The following is a 20,041-nucleotide window of genomic DNA, read 5'->3' on the forward strand; positions in this document are numbered from 1 at the left end:
CTACGCCCCGAGCGAATTGAGCCGGATCGAGACCGAGCGGGCGTGCGCCTGAAGGCCCTCGGCGTCGCCGAGCGTCACCGCCGCAGCGCCGATGGCGCGCAGCGAGTCCGCGTCGCATTTCAAAATCGAGGTGCGCTTGACGAAATCGAGCACGCTCAAGCCCGAGGAGAAACGTGCGGAGCGCGCCGTCGGCAACACGTGATTGCTGCCGCCGACATAATCGCCGACCGCCTCCGGCGTATAGGCGCCGATGAAAATGGCGCCGGCGTTGGAGACGCGCGCGGCCAGCTCTTCGGCGTCTTCGCTGATGATTTCGAGATGCTCGGCCGCGATGCGGTCCGCGAGCGGCAGCGAGTCCGCAAGCTTCTTGACCAGAATCACCGCGCCATAGTCGCGCCAGGAGGCCCCCGCGATCTCGTGACGCGAGAGCGTCGCAAGGTGACGTTCGACCGCCGCGACGGTCGCGTCGGCGATCTCCACGCTGTCGGTGATGAGAATGGACTGCGCCGACTCGTCGTGCTCGGCCTGGGCGAGGAGATCGGCGGCGATCCAATCGGGATTGGCGGTCTTGTCCGCGAGCACCAGCACTTCGGAGGGACCGGCGATCATGTCGATGCCGACCTGGCCGAAGACGCGCCGCTTTGCCGCCGCAACCCAGGCGTTGCCTGGGCCAACGATCTTCGCGACCGGCGCAATCGTCTTGGTGCCATAGGCGAGCGCCGCCACGGCCTGCGCGCCGCCGACCCGATAGATTTCGTCGATGCCCGAGCGCCTGGCGGCGGCGAGCACCAGCGGCTCGACATGGCCGCCGGGCGTCGGCACCACCATCACGATGCGCTTCACGCCGGCGACCTTCGCGGGCACGACGTTCATCAGCACCGAGGACGGGTAGGCCGCCGTGCCGCCCGGCACATAAAGGCCGACGGAATCGAGCGGCGACCAGCGCCAGCCGAGCTCCACGCCCGCCGCGTCGCGGTAACGCAGATCCTGCGGCTTCTGCTTCTCGTGAAAAGCCGTGATGCGCTCGAGCGCCAGATCGAGCGCGACGAGCTGCTCCTTCGAGCATTTGGCTTCCGCCGCGGCGACTTCGGCGGCGGAGACGGCGATTCCCGTCTGCGCCAGGTCGATCCGGTCGAATTTCTTGGAGTAATCGACGAGCGCCTCGTCGCCGTGCGCGATCACGTCCTCGATGATGGCGCGGACGGTGGCGTCGACGTCCTGGGACGACTCCCGCTTCATGGCGAGCAGCGACACGAAGCGCTGTTCGAAATCGGGGGCGGCGGCGTCCAGGCGCAAAGTCATTTCCATCTCCAACCGGGTTTTCCCGGTTGTCATGACCTTCCGCGAGCGCTTTCGTCAAGTTTGATCGAGCCCCGAGCCCTTTCAGGGCGCGCCAGACTCGGAAGAAGAGAGCTCATGCGTCGGGCGGGCCGCGGTTTTCCAGCGCGGGCCGATGTCGCAAAGTTGGGCCTCGACGCATTCGACGTCGAGACAGATCGCCGCGCCGCCGGCGAAGGTCAGACGGATGACCCCGCCCGGCGGCTCGGGGCCCGCTTCGAAGGTGACGGCGAGAAGCTCGAGAATGGCGTCCGGCTCGTCGCGAGAGACGCGCGCGCAACGCACCCGCTGCACGCTTTCAAAATGCAGGCCGGCCCGGCAGCGCTCGAGGCGCCCCTCCATTTCAGCCGTCCAGTCGAAGCGCGAGCCAACGAGCGCAAAGCGGCGCTTGGCCGGCAGATAGGCAATGTCTCCGACACGCACCAACGCGTCCTGCACATGCGCGGAAAGGAGCGCGAGATCTTCGCTGTCGAGCGCGTGCAGGCGCAACGCCGGCGCCGAGAAGCCATTTTCGAGCGGTGTGGCCATGCTGATCCTCCCTGCGCCGGATATGGCGAGAGGCGCGAGGGGACGCAAGTGCGCATTGGCTTCATGAGGGCGGGCAGGCTGGGAGGGCGGCGCCACGTCCCAGCCGCAACAGTCATTCGGTCTTTGGCGTGTCGTCACAGCCTTTGGCCATGGCCTCGCGGCCCGCGGCGGCGATTTCTTCGGGCGTCATGTCGCGAATATGCGTCGCGATGGACCACTCATGGCCAAAGGGGTCGACGACAACGCCGTAGCGATCGCCCCAGAACATATCTGCGACCGGCATTTTCACGGTCGCCCCGGCCGCGACCGCCTGTGCGAAAACCTCATCGACGTTCGGCACGGCGACATGGATCGTCACGGGCGTGCCTTTGAGCGCCTTGGGGCCGAGGGCGCCCCATTCCGGCATTTCATCGACCAACATCAGCTTTGAATCGCCGATGCTGACGCTCGCGTGCATCAACCGCCCGTCCGGCCCCGGCATGCGCATCAGCTCCTTCGCGCCGAAGGCCTTCTTGTAGAACTCGATCGCTTCCGCGGCGCCGGCGCACACGATATGCGGGGTCAGCGTATGCACGCCCTCCGGAACGGGCTTGACCTGATCATTCATGTCTTCCTCCCTAGTGACCGTCAGCGAATATTCCCGAGCGAGGCGCGCAGATCGTTGCAGTCGGTCTGCGCCAGTTCCTGCTCGAGCGCCCGATGCGCAGCGCGCCAGATCGGCACGGCCAGAGCGAGCGAGGCGCGACCGTCGTCGGTCAGCGAGACCCGCCGCGCCCGCTTGTCTTTCTCGTCGGCGGCGAGCCGCACGAGGCCGCGCCGCTCCAGCGATTTCAGCGCCGCCGTCAGCGTCGTGCGGTCCATGGCGAGAAACTCCGCGAGCTTGCCGACCGTCGGCGGCTGCGGCGCGTTCAGCGCCATCATCAGCGAGAATTGTCCGTTGGTGAGGCCGACAGGGGCAAACGCCCTGTCGAAGCGCCGCGCCAGCCGGCGCGCGGCCCTTTGCGTCGCAAGGCAGAGGCAGCTGTCGCGAACTTCATGGACGACCTCGATGGGAAGCGGTTTTGACATGGCGTAGTTACGTTGATATCAACCTTTATGGGTCACGTCCAGTCCATAAGGAGCGCTCGATGCATGTGAAAGTGAGAACCTGCCTGGCCTTCACAGATCAGGCTGAGGAAGCGGCGCGCTTTTATGTTTCGCTGCTGCCCGGTTCGGAGATCGAGACCGTCTTCCGGCCGGAACCCGACAGACCGGCCCTGACCGCCTTCTTCACGCTCGCCGGGACTCCTTATCAAGCGCTGAACATGGGCGATTACGCCACGCTGAACGATTCGGTCTCGATCTCGGTCGTGACGAAGGATCAGGAGGAGACCGACCGGCTGTGGGCGGCGCTGCTCGCCGACGGCGGCGCGGAAAATCGCTGCGGTTGGCTGAGAGATCGCTTCGGGCTTTCCTGGCAGATCGTGCCGGAAGTCCTGCCGCGCCTGCTGACCGCCCCCGACCGCGCCGCCGCCGGACGCGCGATGCAGGCGATGCTCGGCATGGCGAAGCTCGACATTGCGGCGCTCGAGGCGGCGTTCGCGGGCTAAAAAACCGCGTCAGCGCACGTCGATCTCGGACTGAACGACATGTTCGAGCGGCGTGCCTTCCGCCGTCAACGTCATGCGCAGCTTGAGCCTCTCGCCCGCGACCTTGTGCTCGCGCACGATGCGCTCGATCTCGCGCTGGGAGGTGACCCCCACCTCCTTGAGGAACTTGCGAACGGCCATATTGAAGGCGTCTTCGTCCATCGCCCGTCTCCCACTCACAACCAATGGCTAGCTAGCGCGCGCGGGCGGGAGCGAAAGGCGGCGGGCTTAGTCCTGAAACGGGTTGTGAACGAGGATCGTGTCGTCACGTTCGGGGCTCGTCGAGAGCAGCGCCACCGGCGCGCCGATCAACTCTTCGATCCGACGGACATATTTGATCGCCTGCGCCGGCAATTCCGCCCAGCTGCGCGCGCCGCTCGTCGTCTCCTTCCAGCCGGGGAAGCTCTCATAAACCGGCGTCACCCGCGCCTGCGCGGATTGCGACGCGGGCAAACGATCGACCCGCTTGCCGTCGAGCATGTAATGGGTGCAGATCCTGATCTCGTCGAAGCCGTCGAGGATGTCGAGCTTGGTCAACGCAATGCCGTTGATGCCCGAGGTCTTCACCGCCTGGCGCGTGAGCACGGCGTCGAACCAGCCGCAACGGCGCCGCCGCCCGGTGTTGGTGCCGAATTCATGGCCGCGGTCGCCAATGAGTTCGCCGATGGAGTCGGTCAGCTCGGTCGGGAACGGCCCGCCGCCGACGCGGGTCGTATAGGCCTTTGCGATGCCCAGCACATAGCCGATGGCCCCTGGCCCGAGCCCTGAGCCGCTCGCCGCCGCGGCGGCGACCGTATTGGACGACGTCACATAAGGATAGGTGCCGTGGTCGACGTCGAGCAGCACGCCCTGCGCGCCCTCGAAGAGGATGCGCTTGCCGGCGCGGCGCTGCTCGTCGAGCAGATCCCAGACCGCGTCCATGAAGGGCAAAATCTTCGGCGCGACCGAGAGCAGCTCGTCGCGGAGCGCCGCCGGATCGACCGCCGGCAGGCCGAGGCCGCGGCGCAGCGGATCGTGATGGGCGAGAACCCGGGCGATCTTGTCGTCGAGCGTATCGGGCTCCGCGAGGTCCATGAGGCGGATCGAGCGCCGGCCCACCTTGTCCTCGTAAGCGGGGCCGATGCCGCGCTTGGTCGTGCCGATCTTGGCGCCGCCGCCGGCGGCCTCCTCGCGATGCGCGTCGAGCTCGCGATGCAGCGACAGGATCAGCGGCGCATTCTCGGCGACCTTGAAATTCTCCGGCGTGATTTCGACGCCCTGCGCGCGCAGCCGGTCGATCTCGCCGACCAGAAAATGCGGGTCGACGACCACGCCGTTGCCGATGACAGAGAGTTTGCCTGGCCGCACGATGCCGGAGGGGAGCAGCGCAAGCTTATAGGTCGTGCTATCGATGACCAGCGTATGGCCGGCGTTGTGGCCGCCCTGAAAGCGCACGACGACATCCGCTTCCAGCGAGAGCCAGTCGACGATCTTGCCTTTGCCCTCGTCGCCCCATTGGGCGCCGACCACCGCCACATTCGCCATGATGCTACTTCGCGCTGCCTGAAACGACAAAAAGCCCCGCGCGGTAACGCGAAGGGCTCGTTACGGGCGGGGTTTAGCGCAGGATCGCTGGACGGTAAAGCCCCGCAGGGGCCACCCGCCCCGCCGGAACTTCGCGCGCGCTGCGCGGTTGCCGTTGAATCGCCCCGGAACGGAGGGGCGCCCAAGAGGTCACCGCCATGGCTACCGCCGCCGCAGCCGACCGCGTCCAGCGCCACACCGACGAGGCCGTCAACCGCGCCATCCACGCCGAAATGCTGGAGCGGCTCGTTTATTTTGCCCTCCACCCGGAGCGGATCGAAGAAAGGCTCGAGCAACTCGACAGCGAGTGGGACATCGAGCGGGCGCTCGAAGCGAACGCCTCGACCTTCGCCCTTGGCGGGCTCACGCTCGGTTTCGCCGTCGACCGCCGCTGGCTCGCCTTGCCCGTTCTTGTATCGGGCTTTCTGCTCCAGCATGCGATGCAAGGCTGGTGCCCGCCGCTTCCCGTGCTCAGGCGCCTGGGCTTCCGCACCCAGCGCGAGATTGACCGGGAACGCTATGCGCTGAAAGCCCTGCGCGGCGATTTCCGGCAGGTCGAGGACGCCATGGAGCGTCTGCAGGCGGTGCGGGCGGAAAGAGGGGAGCCGGAGCAATATTGGCCGCAATAAGCGGCTGATTGGCGAGACCGCGACGTTTTAGGCTCTGGCGTCGGTCGGGAAAGGGTTGTTACTGTCGAACCGCCTACGGACAGTTCGAAAGAATTTCTTATGCGTCAGTTCTTTACAGCCGCGGCGGCGCTCTTTCTCGCCGCCCCTCTCTCCCTCGCCCTCGCGCAGGACGCGCGGAAGGTTCATCGGGTCTCGTTCAAGGACGGCCGCGCCGTTATCAGAGGCGCGGTTAAGGGCTACGACACGCATGATTACGTCTTCCCTGCCGGCGCAGGGGAGTCGATTGCGGTGACCCTCAAGAGCCGCAAAGCATTTTTCAACGTGAACCCGCCGGGCTCCGAAGAGGCGATCTTCAACGGCTCGATCGCGGGAGAGACGTTCAGCGGCGCGGCGGCGGTAAGCGGCGACTATACCGCCCGCGTGTATCTGATGCGCAATGAGGCGCGGCGCGGCACGGTGGGGCCCTACACGCTGACCATCGAGCTCGGGCGCAAGGGCGCGACGGCCGCGCACGGACCCGACTTCGCCGACGGGCTCACGGGCGGTCCCGACAACTGGCAAGTGACCGGCGTCGGCGCGGGAGACACGCTCAAAATCCGCGCCATGCCCTCGCCAAGGGGCAAGCTCGTCGCGGAGGCGCCAAACGGCGCGACGCTGAAGAATCTCGGATGCCGAAACACGGGCGGCCAACGCTGGTGCCGCGTAGAAGGCTCCGGAAAGCTCGGTTGGGCGAATGGGCGCTATCTGCGGGAGGGCCGCGGGCAGGAGTAAACAACAGGAGTAACAACCTGGACGACTCACGCCCGATGATAAGGATGGCCCGACAGGATCGTCATGGCTCGATAAACTTGCTCCGCGGCCAGAATGCGCACGAGCTGATGCGGCAGCGTCATCGCCCCGAATGAGAACGCAGCCGTCGCGCGCGCCCGGACGCTGGCGTCGAGCCCCTCCGAACCGCCCACGGCAAACCACAGCGCTTTGCGGCCGGCGTCGCGCTCGCGGCCGATAAAGCCTGCAAAAGCCGCGCTGTCCGCCGCCTTGCCGCGCTCGTCGAAGACGACGAGCCCGCAATCGGCCGGAAGCGACGCGAGCATCTCCTCGGCCTCGCGCGCCATCCGCTCGGCCGGGCTCTTGGCTTTGCTCTCGTCAATTTCCTTGAGCTCAAGCCCCTCGAGGCCGATCCGTCGAAGCGCCGCAATGCGCTCGGCGTAGCGCGCGTAAACCTGACGTTCGGGCCCGGCCTTGAGCCGGCCCACGCAAATCAGCCCCAATCGCACGGCTGGCCCGTCTGATCTGTCAGACGAGCCGTATCTCGACCGGACGGTCGCCGCCCCACATTTTCTCGAGGTTGTAGAATTGGCGCACCTCGGGACGGAAAATGTGGACGATGACGTCGCCGGCGTCGATCAGCACCCAGTCGCACTGGGGCACGCCCTCGACGCGGGCGGAGACGCCCGCCTCCTTGAGCGCCCGCATCGCTTTGTCGGCGATGGCCCCGACATGGACGGTGGAGCGCCCCGTCGCGATGATCATTTCATCGGCGAGGGCGGTCTTGCCGCGCAGATCGATGGAGATGACGTCCTCGGCCTTTGTCTCGTCCAGGGCCTTGAGAACATTTTGCACGATCGAGCCGCCTGGCGGCGCTTTGGCGCCGATCCTCGGCTGGGAGGGGCGTTCCACTCCCGGATGAACACTCGTCGACAGCGTTGCAACCCTCATGCTTCGCGGCCTCTTTCCCGGCCGCTCTTAGAGGATGGGACCCTTTGTCCCTGATTGCAACATGAAAGCGCGCCGCTGGGCGCTCGCCACAGAAAAAAACCCGGCTAAGCGGCCGGGTCTCTAGGCAGTTCAGGCTAATCGAGAGGCGGGAGGAACCTCAAAGCCGGAACGCTTGAAAATATAACTCAGATTGGGACTGATTGCTCGTTTCTTTTTTGTCACACAGCCTGCGCGAGGGGCGAATCGGCGCTTGAGGACAATCAAAAATCCGCCCGGGTTCGCAAATGGCCAACCCGGGCTGATTCGGTATTGGGCATAGATTCAATTCTCTAGGAGCCGGCCTCGATCCCGCCGCCGCGCCGTCGTGGCCTGAAAGCCACAGGCCCGGGGAATCCTGCCCAGGCTGTGGGTTCGCAGCCCCCCGAGGGGCCAAACTACGGGATGAGCACCATCGACCCCGCCGTCTGGCGTGATTCGAGCGCGGCATGAACGCGCGCCGCCTCGGCAAGCGGAAAGGACTGGGGCGCCTCGATGGTCAAATGGCCGCGCTTGATCGCGTGCAGCAGATCCTCGGCCATGTCCTCGTAATCGTCCCGCTTGGCGATATAGGTGAAAAGCGACGGCCGCGTCGCATAGAGCGAGCCCTTCTGCGCCAGCAGGTTGATGTCGAACGCCTCGATCGGCCCGGAGGCCGAGCCGAAGCTCACGAACATGCCGAGCGGAGCGAGACAGTCGAGCGAGGCCGGAAAGGTCGCGCGCCCGACGCCGTCATAGACGACATCACAGAGCCGGCCGCGCGTGATCTCCTTGACCCGCTCGGCGAAATTCTCTTCCCGGTAAAGGATCGTATGCTGCGCGCCGGCCTTGAGCGCGATTTCGGCCTTCTCGGGCGAGCCGACCGTGGCGATGACCTTGGCGCCGAGCGCGCGGGCCCATTGGCAAAGCAACTGTCCGACGCCGCCGGCCCCGGCGTGGATCAGCACGCGATGGCCCTTCTTCACCCGGAACGTCCGCCGCAGCAGATATTGGGCGGTCAAACCCTTGAGCATCATCACCGCGCCCTGCTCATAACCGACCGACTTGGGCAGATGGATCACCGAATCGGCGGCGATATTGCGCGCTTCGCTGTAGCCGCCCAGCGCCCCGACATAAGCGACCCGGTCGCCGACGTCGAAATCGTCGACCCCCTCGCCTACCGCGACGATCTGCCCAGCGCCTTCATGGCCCGGAATGAAGGGAAGCTCGGCGGGATAGGCGCCGGTGCGCCGATAGACGTCGATGTAATTCACCCCGATGGCCTTCTGGCGAATCTGCACTTCGCCCGGCCCTGGCGCCGCAAGGTCGACCTCCTCCAATTGAAGCGCCTCGGGGCCGCCCGGCCGGTGAACGCGGATCGCCTTGACCATCAAAACCTCCAAATCTGAGACAGAAAATAGCGACTGATCCCGATCCAGATAGCACGTCATTGCGACAAAACAGCCGAGATCGGCCCGAAGGACGCTGAAACTTCTCCGCTTCGCCGCCCCACTCTCGCCCTCCGCCGCAGGGGCCGCTATAAAAGCGCGAAGATCAGGAGTTTCGTAATGACCGAGGTTTCCGCGCGGACTGGCGCGACCACTAAGACCGACATTCTGGTGGCCGGGGCGGGCTCCACGGGGCTCGCCGCCGCGCTGGCCTTCGCCCGTTCGGGGTTGAAGACCGCGCTCGTCGGCCGCATTCCGCCGCCGCTGCCGGGCCGCACGGTGGCGCTGTTCGAGGCCTCGGTCCGTTTCCTCGACGCGCTCGGCGCGCTCGGCCGCGTGAAGGAGCTGGCCTGCCCCGTCGAAGCGATCCGTATGATCGACGACACCGACCAGCTCTTCCCGGTGCCCGAATTGACCTTGCGGGCGAGCGAAGTCGATCTGCCGGCGCTCGGCGTGAACATCTCCAACGACGAGTTGGTCGGCGTGCTGCTCGACCTGGTCCGGGCCAAGCCCGAAATCGAGGTCATCGAAGCCGAGATCGTCGACTACGAGTTCACCAGCGCAGGCGCCGCGGCGATCCTCGCCGACGGCCGACGCATCGAGGCGGACTTCCTCGTGGCGGCCGACGGGCGCAACAGCCGCGCGCGCGCCGTCGCCGGCATCGACGTCAAAGAGTGGACCTATCCGCAGGTCGCCCTCACCATGATGCTGCGGCACGAGTTTCCGCACGACAACATGTCGACCGAGTGGCACACGCGGTCCGGCCCGTTCACCCTCGTGCCGCTGCCGCCGCGAGAGGACGCGCCGCATCGCTCCAGCCTCGTCTGGCTGATGAGCGTCGCCGACGCCCGCCGCCGCCTCGCCAAGCCGCGCGAGGAGCTGGAATATGAGATCGAGGACTACGCCAAGTCCGAATTCGGCGCGATGCGGATCGAGAGCGACATCGGCCAGTTCCGCATGGGCGGCATGCAGGTGTCGAAACACGCCGCGACCCGCATGGCGCTCGTCGGCGAGACCTGCCACATTTTCCCGCCGATCGGGGCGCAGGGCCTGAATTTGAGCCTGCGCGACGTCGCCGATCTGGAAGACTGTCTCGCCAGCGTCGATCTGCGCAACGAACGCGAATTGTCGCGCGCCCTCGCCCGCTACGACCGCCACCGCCGCGCCGACATCGGCTTCCGCACCCATGGCGTCGACGTGCTGAACCGCTCGCTGATCATCCCTTATCTGCCGGTCGACCTCTTCCGGGGCGCAAGCTTCATCGCCGTGGCCGCGCTGGGTCCGCTGCGCCGCGCGGTGATCCGCGAGGGCGTGCTGCCGCATCTGGTGCTGCCGCGCCTCATGCGCCGTCCGGCCCGCGAGGCGCGCGCGGGCTAGCGCCCCTTCGACTCGTAAGGTCGGAAAACGGCCATGCGCGCGCCGATTTTTCGGCCTATGGTATGCGCCCATGGGAATCCTCTCGCCCGCCGAGCGCCTCATCGCCGCCGCCGATCCGTCGGAGCCGGTCGAGACGGGAGCGCTCACGGTCGATCTCGGCGCGCTCGCCGCCAATTGGCGCCAGCTCGCGGCGCGCGCCGACGGGGCCGAATGCGGCGCCGTGGTCAAGGCCGACGGCTACGGGCTCGGCCAGGGCGCGGTCATGCGCGCGCTCGTCAAGGCGGGCTGCCGGACCTTTTTCGTCGCCAATCTGCTCGAGGGCGAGACCGCCCGGGCGCTTGCCCCCGACGCCGTCATTTACGTCTTCGACGGCGTCGCCCCCGGCTGCGCGCCGCGCCTTGCCGCCGCCGGGCTTCGCCCCTGCATCGGCTCTTTCGCCGAACTCGAGGAATGGGCCGCCACCGGGGCCCTGCTCGGCCGCAGGCTCGAGGCGGCGATTCATGTCGACACGGGCATGAACCGGCTGGGCTTTCCGCCAGGTGACGCCGCCGAAGCCGCGGCCCGGTCGAGCGGCGTCGCGCCCACGCTGATCATGAGCCATTTCCTCAGCGCGCAACTGCCCGACGCGCCCGTCAACGACCGGCAGATCGCCGCCTTCGACGCCGCGCGGGCGCATTTTCCCGGCGTCCCGGCTTCGATCGCCGCCTCCTCGGGCGTGTTTCTGCCGCAGCGGCCGCATTTCAATCTGGTGCGCCCGGGCTATGCGCTTTATGGCGGCAATCCAACTCCCGGCGCCGCCAATCCCATGCGCCCCGTTGCAAGACTTTCCGCACGCATCGTGTCGGTTCGCGATCTCGCTGTCGGGGACACGGTCGGCTACGACGGGGTCTTCATGGCGCAGCGCCCGACCCGCGTCGCGACCATCGGCGCCGGCTATGCCGACGGCCTGCCGATCTCGGCCACCGCCGCGCCCGGCAAGGCGGCGGGCGAGGCCGTCGTCGGCGGGTTGCGCTGTCCGTTCGTGGGCCGCGTGTCGATGGACTACGTGGTCCTCGACGTCACCGACGCGCCAAGGGAGGCCGCGCAGCGCGGCGCATGGGTGGAGCTTCTGGGCGACATGATCGAGGTGGAGGAATTGGCCTCGCGCGCCCGCACCATCGGCTATGAAGTGCTGACCCGCCTGGGCCGGCGCTATGCGCGCCGCTATCTTGGCGGCTAGCGCGTCTGCGCCTTGGCGGAACTGCCGACCGCCACATACAACAACCCGCTGAAAACGGCGGCGCTCAAGCACCAGACCGAATACCAGACCTCCCTCATCTCATGCAGCGTGTAGAAAAAGGACCCGGCGGCGAGAGCGGCCAGGACGGTCAGCACGGAATTGCGGATAACGAGCAGCGGCAGGATCGCGACCGCGGCATAGGCGTAATTTGCGAATTCCGGCAGAGGCGTGTCGTATCGGATGACATAGCTCAGCGAATGACCGACGACATCGACGTCGATTCCTGAGGCGTTGGCGAGCTTGTAGGCCAGATAGCCGGTCACCATGAGACCGGCGGCCAGCAAGGCGTAACGCACCGGCCGACCGACTCTGGCGGGCTCGGCGAAGAAGGACGCCAGCGGGCTTAGAAAAGGCCAGAGCAGCACGGCGATGAGAATGTAAAGGTAGCGAAAAACGACGCCGTTGAAGCCGCCGTTCACCGACAGCCAGACGAACCCTTCGGTGAATTGATGAAGTGAAAAGATCGCCGGAAACACTGCGAAGCCGAGCATGGAGCGATCAACGCGGAGAGCCTTGCGGATTGTGGCGGCTCCGATAACCGCCAGCGCAGAACCAACGGCGAAGCTCGCTTCAGGGGAAAAGCACATAAACGCTCTTGGGTGAAAAGCTTCGCGACGGGCGCAAGCACAGGGCGCAGGGACAAATCGCGGACAGCCGCTTTCCTGGTCGTTCTGGTCCCGTTACGCCTTGGCGAACCAGGGCTGGAGAACCGGATAGCCTTCGCCGGCGAGCAGGGACACGGTCTCGTAAAGCGGCAGCCCGACCACCGCCGTATAGGAGCCAACGATCTTCACGACAAAGGTTCCGGCGAGCCCTTGAATGGCGTAGCCGCCGGCCTTGCCGCGCCACTCGCCTGACGCGAGATAGGCGTCGACTTCCAGAGAGCTCAGGCGTTTGAAGCGAAGCCGCGCCTCGACCAGGCGCTTGCGCTCATAGCCGCGCGGATTGATGAGGCTCACAGCCGTAAAGACGCGGTGCTGACGGCCGGAGAGGAGCTGAAGGCATTCCTCGGCTTCCTCTGTCGTGTCGGGCTTCGGCAAGGCGCGCCGCCCGACGGCGACGACCGTGTCGGCGGCGATCAGGTAGGATTGCTTCAAATCCGGATGCGCGGCCCGCACCTTCGCGGCGGCGGCAGCCTTCTCGCTCGCCAGGCGGATTGCGAGCGCGCGGGGCGATTCGCCCCTGTGCGGAGTCTCGTCAATATCGGCGGGCAGCAGCGCGTCCGCCTCGAGGCCAGCCTGCTGCAAGAGCGCGAGGCGCCGCGGGGAGGCCGAAGCCAGAATGAGCTTTGTCTTGGGGGCGGCGGGGTCGGCAGTCACGAAAGATCTCCGCCTGAAAAAGAATTACCGGAAACGATAGGTGATGCGTCCTTTGGTCAGGTCATAGGGCGTCATCTCGACCAGCACCTTGTCGCCCTCCAGCACGCGGATGCGGTTCTTGCGCATCTTTCCAGCCGTGTGGGCGATGATCTCATGATCGTTTTCGAGCTTCACCCGAAACATTGCGCTGGGCAAGAGTTCGGTGACGATTCCGGGAAATTCGAGTAATTCTTCCTTCGCCATGTGGTTCCTTTTGAGCGCGCTTCGCCCCTGCGACAGGGTCAGATAGCGCTGGAAAGCAAAAAGGCCGCTCGCCCGGTCGGGCGGCGGAGTTGGCGCGGAACCTAATCGAGAAAGCGGCATTTGTGAACCGAAGAGTTTGAGCGGCCGATCGCGCAAGGGTCGCCCGCTCTTCGGAAAGGCGCCATAGTCCGCGCATGCAGGCGGAAGACGACCTCACCGTTCCGCAAGGAACCAACGCCCCCGAACTCAGCGTCACGGAACTCGCCAATGCGCTCAAGCGCACGGTCGAGGACCGGTTCGGCCGCGTGCGCGTGCGGGGCGAGATTTCGAATTATCGCGGGCCTCACGCCTCCGGCCACGCCTATTTCTGCCTCAAGGATCAGGGCGCGCGGCTCGACGCGGTCATCTGGAAAGGGACCTTCCTGCGCCTGCGCACGCGGCCGCAGGAGGGGCTCGAAGTCGTCGCCACCGGCCGCATCACCACTTTTCCCGGCAAATCCTCCTATCAGATCGTTATCGAATCGATGGAGCCCGCCGGAGTCGGCGCGCTGATGGCGCTGCTCGACGAAAGGCGCAAGAAACTCGCCGCGGAGGGGCTTTTCGACGAATCGCGCAAGCGCCCCCTCCCCTTTCTTCCGAAGGTGATCGGGGTCGTGACCTCGCCGACCGGCGGGGTCATTCGCGACATTCTGCACCGCTTGAACGACCGCTTTCCGCGCCGCGTGCTGGTCTGGCCGGTGCGCGTGCAGGGCGAGACCTCGGCGGCCGAGGTCGCGGCGGCGATTGAAGGCTTCAACGCCCTGCCGGTCGACGGGGCCATCCCGCGCCCAGACGTGCTGATCGTCGCGCGCGGCGGCGGCTCGCTCGAAGACTTGTGGAGCTTCAATGAGGAAGCGGTCGTTCGCGCCGCGGCGGCGAGCGCCATCCCCCTCATCGCGGCCATCGGCCACGAGACCGACGTCACGCTCATCGATCATGTCGCCGATCTGCGCGCTCCAACCCCTACTGGCGCGGCGGAGAAGGCCGTCCCCGTCCGCGCCGAACTCATTGAGCATCTCGCCGGACGGGGGCGGCGGCTCGCTTTGGCGAAATCACGCGCGCTGGAGCAGCGCCGCAACGCGCTCGCAACCTTCGCCCGCCTCCTGCCGACGCCCGAGCAATTATTGCAGACGCCGCGCCAGCGCCTCGATCGCGCCGGCGAACGGCTGCGGGCGACGCTGCGCGCCGCGCGCGACGCGCGCCGGCTGCGCCTGTCGCGGCTGGCCCATGCGCTCGCCGGCCATTCGCCGCAGGCGGAGCTCAGGGGCAAGACCGAGCGGCTCAGAGGTCTCGGCCAGCGCCTGCAGCAGGGTCTCGCCGCGCGGATGGCGCTCGCCCGCCAGCAGATGCGGGGCGACCGTCAGCGTCTGGAGGCCGCCGCCGCGCGCCTGACGCGGGCCAGGGAGACGCTCGTCGACCAGCGCCGAGACCGGCTCGCGCGGCTCGCCCGGCTTCAGGATTCGCTCAGTCACAAGGCGGTCCTGGCGCGGGGCTTCGCGCTGGTGCGGGACGAAAAGGACGCCCTCGTGCGCAGCGTCGTCCAGGCGCCCGCCGGGACGGCGCTCAGCATCGAATTCGCGGATGGGCGCGTCGCGGTCCGGGCGGGGGAGACGGAGGCGACGACCCCGCCGGCGCCGGCCGCCGCGCTGAAACGCAAGCCGCGAAAGGCGACCGAAAGCGATCAGGGCTCTCTGTTCTGACTATTCGAAGCGCATCTGGAAGGCGACGATGCTGCGCTGCATCGGCGCGCGCGGGATGTAGCAAAAGACATTGGTCGAGAGCCTTGCCTCCTGGCAGTGCCCATGCGCCTCCGACCAATCATAGCCCAGCCCATCCATGCAGGCCCTGATCTTCTGCTCGATGAGCTTGGGGTTTCCACGCCGCTCCAGAGGGAAATCGCGCTCCACCTGATATTCGCAGTCCGTCACGTCCATCTTCATGCCTTCGAAATAGCGGCCGCTGGCGCCGCTGGTGACGAACATGGCTTCCGTGGCGAGGATGAAGAGGAGACCGACGGCCAAGGCCACCTTGCCCTGCGTCTTGGTCTTGAAGAAATGCAGATCCAGCAGCGAGAGCAGGCCGATCGCAAGAAGGCCGCCGCCGATAAACAGCGTGATGGGAGACAAAAACGGCGCGATGCCCTCATTCATGTGTGCTCTCCAAACCCGCGCCGCTCGCTAATGATAGTGCCGGATACGGGCCGCGCAAGCACGCCCACACGCCAAAGCCCGCGCCCCCATCTCGGCGCCGGGGGCGTCGCCGTTCATCTTTCGTTAACCCTTTAACCCTTTATTAAGGAAGAGATAAAGTCACTCAAATGTGGCCGGTTCCACACACCCTTCGTCAAGGTTGACGGAACCTTCGTTTAACCTTCCCGCGGCTAGGACTGTGGCAGTCCACGAGTCGTGACAGGAGTTTTACCCCATGCTGCTTCCCGCGAGCGCCCGCTGCGCCAGTTTCGCCCTCGCCCTCACGGCCGCCCTGGCCATGGCGGGCTGCGCGAAGAACACGGCGGATGAGGCTGGCGACCTCGCCGGGGGCGTGGGCGGCCCCGGCGGCCGCGGCGGCATCGCCCGTGGCGGCGTGGGCGCGCCGGGCAGCCCGCAGGACTTCGCCAGCAACGTCGGCGACCGGATTTTCTTCGAGACGGATTCCACCGAGCTGACGGCGGCGGCCCAGGCGACGCTCGACAAACAGGCGGCGTGGCTCAACCGCTACGGCCGCTACAGCTTCGCCATTGAAGGCCACGCCGACGAGCGCGGCACGCGCGAGTATAATTTCGCCCTCGGCGCCCAGCGCGCCGAAGCGGCCAAGAACTATCTGATTTCGCGCGGCGTCGCCGCCTCGCGCGTCCGCACCGTGAGCTACGGCAAGGAGCGGCCCGTCGCGGTTTGCGACGATATCTCGTGCTGGTCGCAGAACCGCCGCGCGGTCACCTTGCTGCCGGGCGGAAATTCCTGACGCCAACGCAACAACGCCCTTGCGTCGGCGGCGCTGTTGCGGCATGAGAAGCGCGCGCCGTGCGGCGCCCGCAGGAGTGTAGCTCAACTGGTAGAGCACCGGTCTCCAAAACCGGGGGTTGGGGGTTCGAGCCCCTCCACTCCTGCCATCCGCTCCGTCAAATCTCACTGCAAAATCCAGTATTCGTCCGGGTCGCCCCTCTTATGGACCTTGACCACGCGACTTAGCGGCGGCGTCGTCTCGATCACCAGTTGATCGGCCGGGATCATCTGGCAGTCCTTGCTCTTCATGCCCCGCTGGATCAGAAGGCGCGCAGCCTGATAGTCGGATTGGTCCGCCAGTTCGAGGACGCGCGCCATCGCGCTCCTTTCCTTGCACGCGGGATAGGACGGCCCGCCGGCAGTTGCGCCTGTCGAGGAAAAGGCGACCAAGGCCGCGACAGCGGAAAGCGCTATGAGCCTCATTTCAGGCTCCCGTTGTGAGTGGCGTCGACTTCTACGTGTCGCCGCCTGCTCGGCGGGCAAGCGCAGTTCCATGCGCAAATAATGAGCTCAGATGCACAGGGGGCGATCAGCCCCCCGCGAGCTTGACTGCAGCTCCGGCGATCTCGGCGACGAGCACGGAGAGCACCACGGCGTTGATGATTGTGGCGCGAATAAACATGAATAAGAGATTGACCGAAACTCACAGACTTTGAATTAGCAGAAACCGGGCGGCGTTATGCCGCGCCCTGCCCCGTCCGACGCGGGGTGTCCGCTAGACAGAAACCAAAAAGACATAAGCTGCGAAAATCAGTATTCCGAGGTCGACGCCCAACATCTTGCCTCTCCCCTGTTTGACTTCGTCGAGATTAGGAGAAACGGGGGCTATTCGCTGTGCGGGATAACACACGCGCCGTCAATTTGCGGCCAGAGCGGCCATCAAAGCAGGCAGGAGCGCGCTGATCTTGACGACAAAGAAGGTCACGGACGCCGCCGCCATGGCCTTGAGCAATATTTCTCCTTGCGGATGCATGGGCTGATCCCTCCCGCTCTGAAAGGGGATAGCTGACGCGGGAAGGTCGGAAGGCAAGCGACGCGCGGCGCCGCCGAACAACCGTCGGCCCAAAGCGCATTTGCAGTCGCCCCCTCGCTGGGCTAACTCTCCCGCGCCCTCATGAATCTCTTAGGCTTCCTCGACAAAGCATGATCCATCGCGCGCCCGACATCGCCTCCTTCCGCCGCATCGTCGTCAAGGTCGGTTCGTCGCTCCTCGTCGACCCGCAGGAAGCGTCCGCGAAGCGAGGCTGGCTCACCCGCCTCGCCGACGACATCGCAACGCTTCATCGCGGCGGCGCCGATGTGCTGGTCGTCTCGTCGGGGGCCGTCGCGCTCGGCCGCAGCGTTTTAGGCTTTCCGCCCGGCGCCTTGAAGCTCGAGGACAGCCAGGCCGCCGCCGCCGTCGGCCAGATTGCGCTGGCCCGCCTCTGGGCCGAGGCGCTGCATACGCGCGGCCTCGTCGCCGGCCAGGTGCTCGTGACCTTCGGGGATACGGAGGAGCGCCGGCGCTATCTTTACGCGCGCGAGTGTCTCACGCGGCTGCTTTCGCTGCGGGCCGTGCCGGTCATCAATGAAAACGACACGGTCGCCACGGCCGAAATCCGCTATGGCGACAATGATCGTCTCGCCGCCCGCGTCGCAACCATGGCGAGCGCTGATCTTCTGGTGCTGCTCTCGGATGTGGACGGGCTTTATACCGCCCCGCCGGCTTCTGATCCCAACGCCCGCCATATCCCTGTCGTGCCCCGCATCACGGCCGAGATCGAGGCCATGGCGGGGGGCGCGGCGTCGCAATATTCGCGCGGCGGCATGCGCACCAAGGTCGAGGCGGCGAAGATCGCCACGACCGGCGGCGCCCATATGGTCATCGCGGATGGCCGCGCCGAGGGGCCGATAGAGCGCATCGCCAAGGGGGAGCGCTGCACCTGGTTCCTGACGCCCTCGAACCCGGTGACCGCCCGCAAGAAATGGATCGCCGGCTCACTCGAGCCCAAGGGCGCCGTGCATATCGACGAGGGCGCGGCGCGCGCGCTCGCCTCGGGAGCGAGCCTGTTGCCGGCGGGAATCACCCGCATCGAGGGCGCGTTCGCGCGAGGCGACTGCATCGTGATCCGCAACCATCGGGGCGGCGAGATCGGCCGAGGCCTCGTCACCTATGACGCCGTGGACGCCGCGAAGATCCTGGGTCGCTCGACCAAGGACATCGAGGGGCTCTTGGGGTTCAAGGGGCCGGACGAGATCATCCACCGCGACGACATGGCGCTCGGGGGCGAATAAACCGCGTCACGCGATGCGGCGGAAGGTCGAGAACTGAAAGGGCTGCGCCGCGCCCCAGGGCGTCCTGTGCTCGTGCCGGCGGCTGTCGATCAACGCGAAATCCGGCCCCAAGAGCGCGCTCAGGCTTTCGGCGTCGTGGCGCCTGACCGGAAGTCCGCTGCATTTTTCCGGCCCGTCGAGCGCGAAGGCGCCGATGATGGCGTGCCCGCCGATCCGCAAGGCGGCCTTCAGCCGTTCGACATAGGCGCCCTGCTGCTCCGGCGTGGTGAGAAAATGCAAGGCGGCGCGATCATGCCACAGATTGTAGGATTCTGACGGCCGCCATTCGGTGACGTCGGCGACGATCCATTTCACTTTGTCGGCCTGGTCGCCCAGCCGGGCGCGCGCAGCTTGCAGCGCCCGCGCCGAGAGGTCCAAAACAGTCACATTGTCGAAGCCACCCGCCAAGAGGCCGTCGACAAGGCGCGACGCTCCGCCGCCGACATCGATTATCGCGCAAGACGGGTGGGCGCCGACGAGCCGAACAAGGTCCAGTGAAGGGGCCGGCGTCGCCTGGAACCAGCTTAGCTCCGCCTCGCCCTTGGCGCCGTAGACATGGTCCCAATGCGCCTGTTGGTTGGGGTTCTCCACGGTTAACTCCGGCAAGGGCGATCGACGACTCGTTATTTGGGCCGGGCCCTCGAATGCGCAACGAACGCCCGCGCGGCTGCCCTGCTTCCGCCTTGCCGCCGCCTTTCCAAACTTTAACCCGGCCTCCCCCCATGCCCGGTCTTGGCGCCTTTCCGCGCCTCCCCCATATTTGCAGTCGCCGCGCCTGATGGGCCGGTTCCTATGGGGAGAGACTGATGTCACCGGAAGAACGTCAACTGCTCGTCGGGCTGTTCGAGCGCACGAAGAGCGCCGCAAACGGTCCTCGCGACCAGGAGGCGGAAACTTTCATCAGCGAGCAGATCAAGCAGCAGCCCGCCGCGCCTTACCTCCTGGCGCAGACGGTCATCGTGCAGGATCAGGCCTTGCAGGGCGCCAACGCCCGCATCGAGGAGCTCGAAGGGCAGGTGAAGAATTTGCAGTCCAAGCCCGCGGGCGGTTTTCTCGGGGGGCTGTTCGGCGGCGGTCAGCGCCAGGCCGCGCCCCCGCCGCGTCCGGCTCCCGCCGCGCCGACCGGCCCGTGGGGCGCGCCGCAGGGCGGCCGCAATCCGGTCGCCGGCGGCTATGCGCCGCAGGGCTGGGGCCAGCAGCAGGCGCCCGCGCCTGATGGCGGCGGCTTCCTGAAAGGCGCGTTGGGCACGGCGGCGGGCGTGGCGGGCGGCGTGCTGCTCGCCGACGGCATCCGCAACCTGTTCTCTCACGGCTCCGGCTATGGCGGCATGGCCAATCTCGGCATCGGCTCGGGCTTCTCGCCCGCGAGCGAGACGGTCGTGGTCAACAATTACTATGGCGACGAGCCCGGCGCCGGCGGCTCTGACGCCGGTTACGAGCAGGGCGACGACCAGTCGCGCGTGAGCGACGCCGACTACAGCACCGACCCCGGCTTCGATGACGGCGGCGGGTTCGATGACGGCGGCTTCGACGACGGCGGCGACGGCGGCTTCGACGTCTGACGACAGAACCCCGACAACAGCGACCCGCCGGGAGACCGG

At 66.6% G+C, this 20,041-nt stretch carries 24 protein-coding genes and 1 tRNA gene; 10 read left to right on the forward strand and 15 right to left on the reverse strand.

From position 1 onward, the window contains the following. The 4 genes from hisD to RVU70_RS18320 form a co-directional block, all read right to left on the reverse strand. On the reverse strand, positions 1 to 1,302 hold the full coding sequence (gene hisD, locus RVU70_RS18305) for a histidinol dehydrogenase (protein ID WP_363348911.1): 1,302 nt from the start codon (positions 1,300 to 1,302) through the stop codon (positions 1 to 3). A gap of 81 nt (positions 1,303 to 1,383) precedes the next feature. Next, complete coding sequence (locus tag RVU70_RS18310; RefSeq protein WP_363348913.1) at positions 1,384 to 1,866, reverse strand: DUF2948 family protein; 483 nt, start codon at positions 1,864 to 1,866, stop codon at positions 1,384 to 1,386. A gap of 112 nt (positions 1,867 to 1,978) precedes the next feature. Continuing rightward, positions 1,979 to 2,473, reverse strand: coding sequence for a VOC family protein (locus tag RVU70_RS18315; protein ID WP_363348915.1), 495 nt, complete (start codon positions 2,471 to 2,473; stop codon positions 1,979 to 1,981). 20 nt (positions 2,474 to 2,493) lie between these two features. Then, on the reverse strand, positions 2,494 to 2,934 hold the full coding sequence (locus RVU70_RS18320; protein ID WP_363348917.1) for a MarR family transcriptional regulator: 441 nt from the start codon (positions 2,932 to 2,934) through the stop codon (positions 2,494 to 2,496). 59 nt (positions 2,935 to 2,993) lie between these two features. Between RVU70_RS18320 and RVU70_RS18325 the strand changes: the two genes are divergently transcribed. Beyond that, complete coding sequence (locus RVU70_RS18325; RefSeq protein WP_363348919.1) at positions 2,994 to 3,455, forward strand: VOC family protein; 462 nt, start codon at positions 2,994 to 2,996, stop codon at positions 3,453 to 3,455. Between the two features lie 9 nt (positions 3,456 to 3,464). Here RVU70_RS18325 and RVU70_RS18330 read toward each other — a convergent pair whose 3' ends face one another. Both RVU70_RS18330 and RVU70_RS18335 read right to left on the reverse strand, forming a co-directional pair. Further along, positions 3,465 to 3,656, reverse strand: a complete 192-nt coding sequence (locus RVU70_RS18330) for a DUF6494 family protein (RefSeq protein WP_363348921.1) — start codon at positions 3,654 to 3,656, stop codon at positions 3,465 to 3,467. Positions 3,657 to 3,722: 66 nt separating this feature from the next. After that, positions 3,723 to 5,018, reverse strand: a complete 1,296-nt coding sequence (locus tag RVU70_RS18335; RefSeq protein WP_363348923.1) for an adenylosuccinate synthase — start codon at positions 5,016 to 5,018, stop codon at positions 3,723 to 3,725. A gap of 197 nt (positions 5,019 to 5,215) precedes the next feature. On the opposite strand from RVU70_RS18335, the gene RVU70_RS18340 reads away from it, so the two are divergent. Next, on the forward strand, positions 5,216 to 5,686 hold the full coding sequence (locus RVU70_RS18340; RefSeq protein ID WP_363348925.1) for a hypothetical protein: 471 nt from the start codon (positions 5,216 to 5,218) through the stop codon (positions 5,684 to 5,686). Between the two features lie 99 nt (positions 5,687 to 5,785). Then, the gene (locus tag RVU70_RS18345) at positions 5,786 to 6,457 is read left to right on the forward strand and encodes an SH3 domain-containing protein (protein WP_363348927.1); all 672 of its coding nucleotides are present in this window, start codon (positions 5,786 to 5,788) and stop codon (positions 6,455 to 6,457) included. A 26-nt stretch (positions 6,458 to 6,483) separates the two neighbouring features. Here the strand turns inward: RVU70_RS18345 and rlmH are convergent, their stop codons facing one another. The 3 genes from rlmH to RVU70_RS18360 form a co-directional block, all read right to left on the reverse strand. After that, complete coding sequence (gene rlmH / locus RVU70_RS18350; RefSeq protein WP_363348929.1) at positions 6,484 to 6,963, reverse strand: 23S rRNA (pseudouridine(1915)-N(3))-methyltransferase RlmH; 480 nt, start codon at positions 6,961 to 6,963, stop codon at positions 6,484 to 6,486. A gap of 19 nt (positions 6,964 to 6,982) precedes the next feature. Continuing rightward, entirely contained in the window at positions 6,983 to 7,405 is a 423-nt protein-coding gene (gene rsfS / locus RVU70_RS18355; RefSeq protein WP_363348931.1) for a ribosome silencing factor, read from the reverse strand. Between the two features lie 434 nt (positions 7,406 to 7,839). Then, on the reverse strand, positions 7,840 to 8,811 hold the full coding sequence (locus RVU70_RS18360; RefSeq protein WP_363348933.1) for a quinone oxidoreductase: 972 nt from the start codon (positions 8,809 to 8,811) through the stop codon (positions 7,840 to 7,842). A gap of 177 nt (positions 8,812 to 8,988) precedes the next feature. On the opposite strand from RVU70_RS18360, the gene RVU70_RS18365 reads away from it, so the two are divergent. Together RVU70_RS18365 and alr are read left to right on the forward strand one after the other, a co-directional pair. After that, the gene (locus RVU70_RS18365) at positions 8,989 to 10,245 is read left to right on the forward strand and encodes an FAD-dependent monooxygenase (protein ID WP_363348935.1); all 1,257 of its coding nucleotides are present in this window, start codon (positions 8,989 to 8,991) and stop codon (positions 10,243 to 10,245) included. A gap of 70 nt (positions 10,246 to 10,315) precedes the next feature. Further along, a complete protein-coding gene (alr, locus tag RVU70_RS18370) occupies positions 10,316 to 11,464 on the forward strand; it encodes an alanine racemase (RefSeq protein ID WP_363348937.1) in 1,149 nt (382 codons plus the stop codon). Here the strand turns inward: alr and RVU70_RS18375 are convergent. From RVU70_RS18375 to infA, 3 genes are all read right to left on the reverse strand, one after another. Then, a complete protein-coding gene (locus RVU70_RS18375) occupies positions 11,461 to 12,111 on the reverse strand; it encodes a DUF6629 family protein (RefSeq protein ID WP_363348939.1) in 651 nt (216 codons plus the stop codon). The two genes, alr and RVU70_RS18375, sit on opposite strands and share 4 nt — an antisense overlap. Before the next feature lie 93 nt (positions 12,112 to 12,204). Beyond that, positions 12,205 to 12,843 (reverse strand): Maf-like protein, encoded by a 639-nt coding sequence (locus tag RVU70_RS18380; RefSeq protein ID WP_363348941.1) that lies wholly within the window; start codon positions 12,841 to 12,843, stop codon positions 12,205 to 12,207. A gap of 24 nt (positions 12,844 to 12,867) precedes the next feature. Further along, positions 12,868 to 13,086 (reverse strand): translation initiation factor IF-1, encoded by a 219-nt coding sequence (gene infA, locus RVU70_RS18385; protein ID WP_016920926.1) that lies wholly within the window; start codon positions 13,084 to 13,086, stop codon positions 12,868 to 12,870. A gap of 194 nt (positions 13,087 to 13,280) precedes the next feature. Between infA and xseA the strand changes: the two genes are divergently transcribed. Beyond that, entirely contained in the window at positions 13,281 to 14,825 is a 1,545-nt protein-coding gene (gene xseA, locus RVU70_RS18390) for an exodeoxyribonuclease VII large subunit (RefSeq protein WP_363348944.1), read from the forward strand. Here the strand turns inward: xseA and RVU70_RS18395 are convergent, their stop codons facing one another. Then, on the reverse strand, positions 14,826 to 15,275 hold the full coding sequence (locus RVU70_RS18395) for a hypothetical protein (protein ID WP_363348946.1): 450 nt from the start codon (positions 15,273 to 15,275) through the stop codon (positions 14,826 to 14,828). A gap of 274 nt (positions 15,276 to 15,549) precedes the next feature. Here RVU70_RS18395 and pal point away from each other — a divergent pair, with 274 nt between their 5' ends. Both pal and RVU70_RS18405 read left to right on the forward strand, forming a co-directional pair. Continuing rightward, entirely contained in the window at positions 15,550 to 16,086 is a 537-nt protein-coding gene (gene pal, locus RVU70_RS18400; protein ID WP_363348948.1) for a peptidoglycan-associated lipoprotein Pal, read from the forward strand. A 72-nt stretch (positions 16,087 to 16,158) separates the two neighbouring features. Next, positions 16,159 to 16,234, forward strand: a tRNA-Trp gene (locus RVU70_RS18405). Between the two features lie 16 nt (positions 16,235 to 16,250). On the opposite strand, the gene RVU70_RS18410 is transcribed toward RVU70_RS18405, so the two are convergent. Then, complete coding sequence (locus RVU70_RS18410) at positions 16,251 to 16,550, reverse strand: hypothetical protein (RefSeq protein WP_363348950.1); 300 nt, start codon at positions 16,548 to 16,550, stop codon at positions 16,251 to 16,253. A gap of 720 nt (positions 16,551 to 17,270) precedes the next feature. On the opposite strand from RVU70_RS18410, the gene proB reads away from it, so the two are divergent. Then, positions 17,271 to 18,401, forward strand: a complete 1,131-nt coding sequence (gene proB, locus RVU70_RS18415; protein WP_363348952.1) for a glutamate 5-kinase — start codon at positions 17,271 to 17,273, stop codon at positions 18,399 to 18,401. Between the two features lie 6 nt (positions 18,402 to 18,407). On the opposite strand, the gene RVU70_RS18420 is transcribed toward proB, so the two are convergent. Beyond that, positions 18,408 to 19,031, reverse strand: a complete 624-nt coding sequence (locus tag RVU70_RS18420) for a class I SAM-dependent methyltransferase (RefSeq protein WP_363348954.1) — start codon at positions 19,029 to 19,031, stop codon at positions 18,408 to 18,410. 215 nt (positions 19,032 to 19,246) lie between these two features. Here RVU70_RS18420 and RVU70_RS18425 point away from each other — a divergent pair, with 215 nt between their 5' ends. Beyond that, positions 19,247 to 20,002: a DUF2076 domain-containing protein gene (locus RVU70_RS18425; protein ID WP_363348956.1), complete on the forward strand. Its 756-nt coding sequence runs from the start codon at positions 19,247 to 19,249 to the stop codon at positions 20,000 to 20,002. Positions 20,003 to 20,041: the final 39 nt, after the last annotated feature.

The organism is Methylocystis echinoides, from assembly GCF_040687965.1.
Classification (GTDB): Bacteria; Pseudomonadota; Alphaproteobacteria; order Rhizobiales; family Beijerinckiaceae; genus Methylocystis; species Methylocystis echinoides_A.

Excerpts from the sequence above, each read along its gene's own strand:
- hisD (WP_363348911.1), bottom strand. The coding sequence starts at position 1,302 with ATGACTTTGCGCCTGGACGCCGCCGCCCCCGATTTCGAACAGCGCTTC.
- RVU70_RS18310 (WP_363348913.1), bottom strand. The coding sequence starts at position 1,866 with ATGGCCACACCGCTCGAAAATGGCTTCTCGGCGCCGGCGTTGCGCCTG.
- RVU70_RS18315 (WP_363348915.1), bottom strand. The coding sequence starts at position 2,473 with ATGAATGATCAGGTCAAGCCCGTTCCGGAGGGCGTGCATACGCTGACC.
- RVU70_RS18320 (WP_363348917.1), bottom strand. The coding sequence starts at position 2,934 with ATGTCAAAACCGCTTCCCATCGAGGTCGTCCATGAAGTTCGCGACAGC.
- RVU70_RS18325 (WP_363348919.1), top strand. The coding sequence starts at position 2,994 with ATGCATGTGAAAGTGAGAACCTGCCTGGCCTTCACAGATCAGGCTGAG.
- RVU70_RS18330 (WP_363348921.1), bottom strand. The coding sequence starts at position 3,656 with ATGGACGAAGACGCCTTCAATATGGCCGTTCGCAAGTTCCTCAAGGAG.
- RVU70_RS18335 (WP_363348923.1), bottom strand. The coding sequence starts at position 5,018 with ATGGCGAATGTGGCGGTGGTCGGCGCCCAATGGGGCGACGAGGGCAAA.
- RVU70_RS18340 (WP_363348925.1), top strand. The coding sequence starts at position 5,216 with ATGGCTACCGCCGCCGCAGCCGACCGCGTCCAGCGCCACACCGACGAG.
- RVU70_RS18345 (WP_363348927.1), top strand. The coding sequence starts at position 5,786 with ATGCGTCAGTTCTTTACAGCCGCGGCGGCGCTCTTTCTCGCCGCCCCT.
- rsfS (WP_363348931.1), bottom strand. The coding sequence starts at position 7,405 with ATGAGGGTTGCAACGCTGTCGACGAGTGTTCATCCGGGAGTGGAACGC.
- RVU70_RS18360 (WP_363348933.1), bottom strand. The coding sequence starts at position 8,811 with ATGGTCAAGGCGATCCGCGTTCACCGGCCGGGCGGCCCCGAGGCGCTT.
- RVU70_RS18365 (WP_363348935.1), top strand. The coding sequence starts at position 8,989 with ATGACCGAGGTTTCCGCGCGGACTGGCGCGACCACTAAGACCGACATT.
- alr (WP_363348937.1), top strand. The coding sequence starts at position 10,316 with ATGGGAATCCTCTCGCCCGCCGAGCGCCTCATCGCCGCCGCCGATCCG.
- RVU70_RS18375 (WP_363348939.1), bottom strand. The coding sequence starts at position 12,111 with ATGTGCTTTTCCCCTGAAGCGAGCTTCGCCGTTGGTTCTGCGCTGGCG.
- infA (WP_016920926.1), bottom strand. The coding sequence starts at position 13,086 with ATGGCGAAGGAAGAATTACTCGAATTTCCCGGAATCGTCACCGAACTC.
- xseA (WP_363348944.1), top strand. The coding sequence starts at position 13,281 with ATGCAGGCGGAAGACGACCTCACCGTTCCGCAAGGAACCAACGCCCCC.
- RVU70_RS18395 (WP_363348946.1), bottom strand. The coding sequence starts at position 15,275 with ATGAATGAGGGCATCGCGCCGTTTTTGTCTCCCATCACGCTGTTTATC.
- pal (WP_363348948.1), top strand. The coding sequence starts at position 15,550 with ATGCTGCTTCCCGCGAGCGCCCGCTGCGCCAGTTTCGCCCTCGCCCTC.
- RVU70_RS18410 (WP_363348950.1), bottom strand. The coding sequence starts at position 16,550 with ATGAGGCTCATAGCGCTTTCCGCTGTCGCGGCCTTGGTCGCCTTTTCC.
- proB (WP_363348952.1), top strand. The coding sequence starts at position 17,271 with ATGATCCATCGCGCGCCCGACATCGCCTCCTTCCGCCGCATCGTCGTC.
- RVU70_RS18425 (WP_363348956.1), top strand. The coding sequence starts at position 19,247 with ATGTCACCGGAAGAACGTCAACTGCTCGTCGGGCTGTTCGAGCGCACG.